Genomic DNA, 4,926 nt, shown 5'->3' on the forward strand with positions numbered 1-4,926 from the left:
GACTCCCAACCGTCCGTTGATAAGGCTGAGAGTGGTGTGCTTATCAATGGGGATTTTCGCCCCCATCGACAGCGGTTTAAGCAAGCATTGAACCCCTTTTACGCTCCATCCGGTCACGTCCATTAAGGCTTTTTCGAGCGGGGAAATATCGATTTTCGGGGGTGGGTTACACTTATTTTCAGTGCTCCAAGGTAAAGCGCTCCGCGCTTCTTGCACTTGCTTCAGGTCCGATTTTTTAACCAATCGAAAGTGCTCGCTGCATGTCTCAATAAGTTTTCCAAACCAACGAAAACCAACCACACGTTTGGTCTTCTCACCGTACTTATTAAACTGCTCTTCATAAGCTAATTTGGCTTTGTTACCTAATTCACAAAACCCCTTCCATCTAGAGTTATCAGCGTGAGCACGAAGTGAATCAAGTTCTTCATCGAATGCGGTATCTAATGGTTTAGCTCTTCGGAGTTGACGCCAAAGCCCCACTGCAGGAGAGCCCGATTGAGAAAATTGCTTAATTCTATGAATTGATGCCCATGCACGAGCCGATAAAGCATTTTCATCCGCTTCTTTCTCTGGCATATGAGCACCATTAATGTTTTTGGAAATGTATTTAATGATGTAGCCCGTTGCCGTCCCTTTCGATGGATCACATTGCTTAGCCAAGAAACGTTTTTCCTGAAGTTCCTTTGTTTTAAGCTCTTCATTATCTTCCTCTATAGCGATCTGACGGCATATATCCACTAGTTGCTCAAGCTGATGTTTAGGACAATACAAAAACAAATGCGCGTGAGGAGTCCCATCTTTATGTGGTTCCGCCACCCGAAGACCAAACCAATCAACTTGATGTTTTTTGAAGAGAGCTCTCGCTCTTTTCCACTGAGCCATCAAATTTATATGGGCTTCTTTCGGTGTACACCCAATCCAATGCTTTGAGCTTCGGTGATACTTTCCCGGTAAAGTCCAAGTAATAAACACCCCTTCATAACCTAAATCGATCGCTCTTTCTTCGTCACCTCTAGAACGTACCACCAGCTCAATACGACGATTTTCATGATTCGCCGTCGTTCGTTTCACCACTTCACTCAAATCAAAAACGGTGTCGGTCTCTTCACTGACGACAACCATCGACTGAACATAATTTTCGGCTTCTATCTGCTTGCGGCGCCACATTTCAAATGAACGACTCGATACGTAACTTCTTTGCGCTTTTTCGCCCCCAACCCGCTCAAGTGCTATTTGAGCGAACTCAATATATTGATTCCGTAGATAAATGAGCTTGCGCACTAAATATCGAACATCCAAACAACGACGAATTGCACTTTCGTATTCACGCTCACAATCCTCAAGCGGCATCTGTTCGGTAATATATAACTTCGGAGGCTCAAGGTGGATTTCCTTCATCTGGGTTTCAATCGCTTGATAAGCCATATCTAAAGCAGACAAGTAGCTTTCCTTTAGCTCTACTTGGCGGATGTCATAGTGGAACACTTCGGTCAGGTTTAACGCCAAACGTTCCAACGCTTCGTCATTGGTCAGCGTAAAGTGATCAAGTTGAATGTACGGTCGCAGCTCTGAGCACACGACTGGTTTGGGTTTGGCCTCTTTACGAGCATCTGCAAAGGGAAACTTATCTTCAATAATGGGTGAAAGTTTTAGGGCATGACTGAACACATCAACAGTAAAGAGTTCGAGATTTTTTCTATCAGGATTCTTACGCTTTTTACGCTTGATAAGTTGATGTTCAATATCCTCCTGAACAACACGGGGGAGCAGCTTAAAAAAATGATGACCAATTGACGTCTCTAGAGAAAAACGAGTCGCTTCATCACGGCTGGCCTGCTCTTTGAGCTGCTCCTCTACATTAAGATTTGTGTCTTGCATAGCTCGATACTCGCTTACTTATCAATTTAGCTTGTTGCTCAATCAACTCGCGTTGACGAGGCGACTTTGCATGACGATATTGATAGCGCTTAATCATCAATTTCAGCTCATCGAATCGAATCTCTGTTGGTGTTTGCATATCTACACCTCCAGACTTTCAAGTAATTCAATTGCTTCTTCAAATTGGCCTAAAACAACAGAGAGATAACTATCCTCCTCGGACCCAATAGATGGGCTCAACTGGCTTTCAATTAATCGATGTAACAACTTAGCTTCACTGGAATGAGTAAAATCGATGTTGATAGAATGCATAGGGGTTTCCATAATTCCTCCTCATCCATTCACTGATTGCCAATCGGTTTTTGCTAGCTCATATCGTTTCTCGATATACATAGCTAGATCTTCCACCCTGATCAGCGTTGGACTCCGTTCAGAGTCGCGTAGTTTGAAAGTAGGAACAGGAAAATCACACGCCTTAGCTTTCTGCTCTGCGGTTTTCGGCGAAATCCCAAAAAACTCCTGACTTACGGCCTTTAATTCAACTGTCGGACTCGCGAAACGAGCCAACAATGCGAAGTGCATATTCATCTGGTCACCTGTGATACTCTAGTTAATTCGGGTCAATTGAGTCCAAAAGGCACTTCAATGAGTGCTCAAGGAATCACGAGCATCAAAAGGTGCTCAAAACAAAATAAGCACACTTTGGAGATGTTGGAGCATTAAATGAGCATAATTGATGATAAATTATCTGAATTAAAAGAGATGACAGGGACTTCTCGGAACGTCGATTTAGCCAAAGTATTGGGAGTCTCCACTTCAACCATTCAAACTTGGCGCTATAGGGGAAAAATACCTGAAGATATTTTTTTTAAAGCAGAACAGGTAGCTCTTCATGGAAGCGTCACCCCCCGAGGGTATGTTTCAGTCAAACTCTACGAAGTTGAAGCCAGTGCTGGCTCAGGATCACTTGTCGAAAATGAAGATCCCTCCACCGCTCTCCTCTTCAGCGAAAAATACCTACGTAAAGACCTCGGTTACAAACCAGAAAACGTATTCCTCTTGTCCGTCCGTGGTGACAGCATGGTGCCAACACTCAAGAACCAGAGTATGGTTATGGTCAATAGAATTGATGATTTTGCGTCAGATGGGATCTATGTATTTCGGTTTGAAGGCGCATTGTTGGTTAAGCGTCTGCAATTCTTACCAGAAGGAATTGAGGTAGTAAGCGATAATCCAGCTTATAAAACCTGGGAGATCAGCAAGAAAGATTTAGAGCACAAAGACTTTCAAATCATTGGTGAGGTGGTTTGGTCAGGTCAGATAATATAGAGGTTATTAGAGTTGGCTATTAAATTTTCCCCTAAAGTAGGGCAAATACTTATGTGTGATTTTTACGGCTTAAAGCAGCCTGAAATGGTAAAGAATCGCCCCGTTTTGGTTGTAGGCACTAAGCCTGACGGTCATCAACTGGTAACCGTCGTTGCATTGAGCACTGTCGCTCCTGAGAAACCACAAAACTACCATATGCAGTTAGAAGACAACCAATTGCCTAGAAATAAGTTTTTTAGCAGAGGGACAACTTGGGTTAAGGCTGACATGATTTATACACTTAGCTTCGAACGTTTTAACTATGTATCTCTTGGAGTGGATAATGGGAAGCGAGTCTACTTCAAAAATAGATTAGGTAGAGAAAGCATGAAGAAGGTCTACTCCTGCGTTCTGCATGGCTTACATTTGGGCAATTTAAGCGATCACCTCTAATCTACTGTAATTACTCCTAATTACTAAAAAGTGTACGTATATCGTATAAATGTATTTGCTTTTTCCCAGTCTGCAACATATGATCATCTTGTCAAAGCTTCTTTGGTTTACGCCAAAACGGAGCGCTAAGACTACATTTTTGAAATGTAGCCAGCCCACTTATCAGGCGATAACAAGCCCGCGTGGTGCTGCTGTAAAGACCCTCGCTTAGGCGGGGGTTTTGTCTTTTCTGGAGAAGCAAAACTTCTAACTAGTACTCCTATAGTACCCCTCAAACTAGCTCAGCCCTTGCTAAGGCTGCTTAATCAGTCCAATCCAACATCGGAGCAACGGATAAGCGGTTAGCCGCGTATTTACTGGTATTGTCAGGTTTCATAAAGCGTTACTCAAAATCTATACACTGCATTTATATACAGAAACTCGCTAGTTCAGCCACAAACTCACCCACTCAGTACGCCTATACGTACGTATTGATGGAGTGGAACGAAGGCATCTAGCATTAAAAAAGAACACTTCAAAGCGGTGAATCACGCTTCACAGTGGACATTGTAGTCAAAAATAATTGGGCGATTATACACAGGGAATCGAAAACATTCAGGAACAAAGACGAACTTATTTTCCCGTACAACTCGCGTCGTGTGAGCGCAGGCTGTCAGCGAGTGAGAAACGAATTGGGTATTGAAGACTTGAGATATCACGATTTACGCAGAGAGGGAGCGAGTCGGTTATTTGAAAAGGGCTACTCAATTGAAGAAGTAGCCCAAGTGACTGGTCATCGGAACTTGAATATCTTATGGCAAGTTTATACGCAGTTGTTTCCGCATAAACTACACAAGAAGATTTAAAATACTAGCAGTACATTAGTTGCCTATTGTAGCTAGGAAGAAACCAAAAAATAATCTTTTGGTTTCTTTAACTTGAGGAGATACCGTTAATTTACATCTTGGCCAGTATCAGAGTCACTATTTTCCAATGAGAGGTAATCTAAATTGAGGCGCACGAATTTGATTAGATATGCCACTGTTATCGTACTTTCTGTACCGGAGTAGATTTCACTCTGATCATCATAACCAGCCCTTTCAGCAAGATCTTCAGCTAGCGCTTCAATAGTATCTTGAATTTCAGATGCCTTTTCGTTACTTGTATCATCACGGAGTAAAGCAAACACATCAAAAGCGTATGTTTCTTTTTCCTCATCAGAGTCCAACCAAATATAAATAGCTCGAATGAAGCTTGATCCGCACCAGCAGTTTTGGACACTGAGTTAAGTGAGTACAATCACTAATG

The 4,926-nt window shown here is 42.5% G+C and carries 8 protein-coding genes; 3 read left to right on the forward strand and 5 right to left on the reverse strand.

Annotated features, from left to right (window positions below):
• The 4 genes from ACED28_RS22620 to ACED28_RS22635 all read right to left on the reverse strand — a co-directional run.
• Positions 1 to 1,878 (reverse strand): replication endonuclease (locus ACED28_RS22620; protein ID WP_371710806.1); only part of this gene is annotated, 1,878 nt, incomplete at its 3' end.
• The gene (locus ACED28_RS22625) at positions 1,859 to 2,017 is read right to left on the reverse strand and encodes a hypothetical protein (RefSeq protein ID WP_017081571.1); all 159 of its coding nucleotides are present in this window, start codon (positions 2,015 to 2,017) and stop codon (positions 1,859 to 1,861) included. The genes ACED28_RS22625 and ACED28_RS22620, both read right to left, overlap by 20 nt.
• A 2-nt stretch (positions 2,018 to 2,019) precedes the next feature.
• Complete coding sequence (locus tag ACED28_RS22630) at positions 2,020 to 2,202, reverse strand: hypothetical protein (RefSeq protein ID WP_029224279.1); 183 nt, start codon at positions 2,200 to 2,202, stop codon at positions 2,020 to 2,022.
• Between the two features lie 9 nt (positions 2,203 to 2,211).
• The gene (locus ACED28_RS22635) at positions 2,212 to 2,466 is read right to left on the reverse strand and encodes a pyocin activator PrtN family protein (RefSeq protein ID WP_050652207.1); all 255 of its coding nucleotides are present in this window, start codon (positions 2,464 to 2,466) and stop codon (positions 2,212 to 2,214) included.
• A gap of 135 nt (positions 2,467 to 2,601) precedes the next feature.
• On the opposite strand from ACED28_RS22635, the gene ACED28_RS22640 reads away from it, so the two are divergent.
• From ACED28_RS22640 to ACED28_RS22650, 3 genes are all read left to right on the forward strand, one after another.
• On the forward strand, positions 2,602 to 3,207 hold the full coding sequence (locus ACED28_RS22640; RefSeq protein WP_272265013.1) for a S24 family peptidase: 606 nt from the start codon (positions 2,602 to 2,604) through the stop codon (positions 3,205 to 3,207).
• Between the two features lie 12 nt (positions 3,208 to 3,219).
• Positions 3,220 to 3,639: a type II toxin-antitoxin system PemK/MazF family toxin gene (locus ACED28_RS22645; RefSeq protein ID WP_102533707.1), complete on the forward strand. Its 420-nt coding sequence runs from the start codon at positions 3,220 to 3,222 to the stop codon at positions 3,637 to 3,639.
• A gap of 539 nt (positions 3,640 to 4,178) precedes the next feature.
• Complete coding sequence (locus tag ACED28_RS22650) at positions 4,179 to 4,484, forward strand: tyrosine-type recombinase/integrase (protein ID WP_371710807.1); 306 nt, start codon at positions 4,179 to 4,181, stop codon at positions 4,482 to 4,484.
• Between the two features lie 86 nt (positions 4,485 to 4,570).
• Here the strand turns inward: ACED28_RS22650 and ACED28_RS22655 are convergent, their stop codons facing one another.
• Positions 4,571 to 4,846 (reverse strand): hypothetical protein, encoded by a 276-nt coding sequence (locus tag ACED28_RS22655; protein ID WP_371710809.1) that lies wholly within the window; start codon positions 4,844 to 4,846, stop codon positions 4,571 to 4,573.
• Between the last annotated feature and the right edge of the window lie 80 nt (positions 4,847 to 4,926).

The organism is Vibrio sp. 1F253 (assembly GCF_041439295.1).
Classification (GTDB): domain Bacteria; phylum Pseudomonadota; class Gammaproteobacteria; order Enterobacterales; family Vibrionaceae; genus Vibrio; species Vibrio tasmaniensis_A.

Bases quoted from the DNA above. Each gene is read 5' to 3' on its own strand.
- ACED28_RS22625 (WP_017081571.1), bottom strand. From the start codon at position 2,017: ATGCAAACACCAACAGAGATTCGATTCGATGAGCTGAAATTGATGATT.
- ACED28_RS22630 (WP_029224279.1), bottom strand. From the start codon at position 2,202: ATGGAAACCCCTATGCATTCTATCAACATCGATTTTACTCATTCCAGT.
- ACED28_RS22635 (WP_050652207.1), bottom strand. From the start codon at position 2,466: ATGAATATGCACTTCGCATTGTTGGCTCGTTTCGCGAGTCCGACAGTT.
- ACED28_RS22640 (WP_272265013.1), top strand. From the start codon at position 2,602: ATGAGCATAATTGATGATAAATTATCTGAATTAAAAGAGATGACAGGG.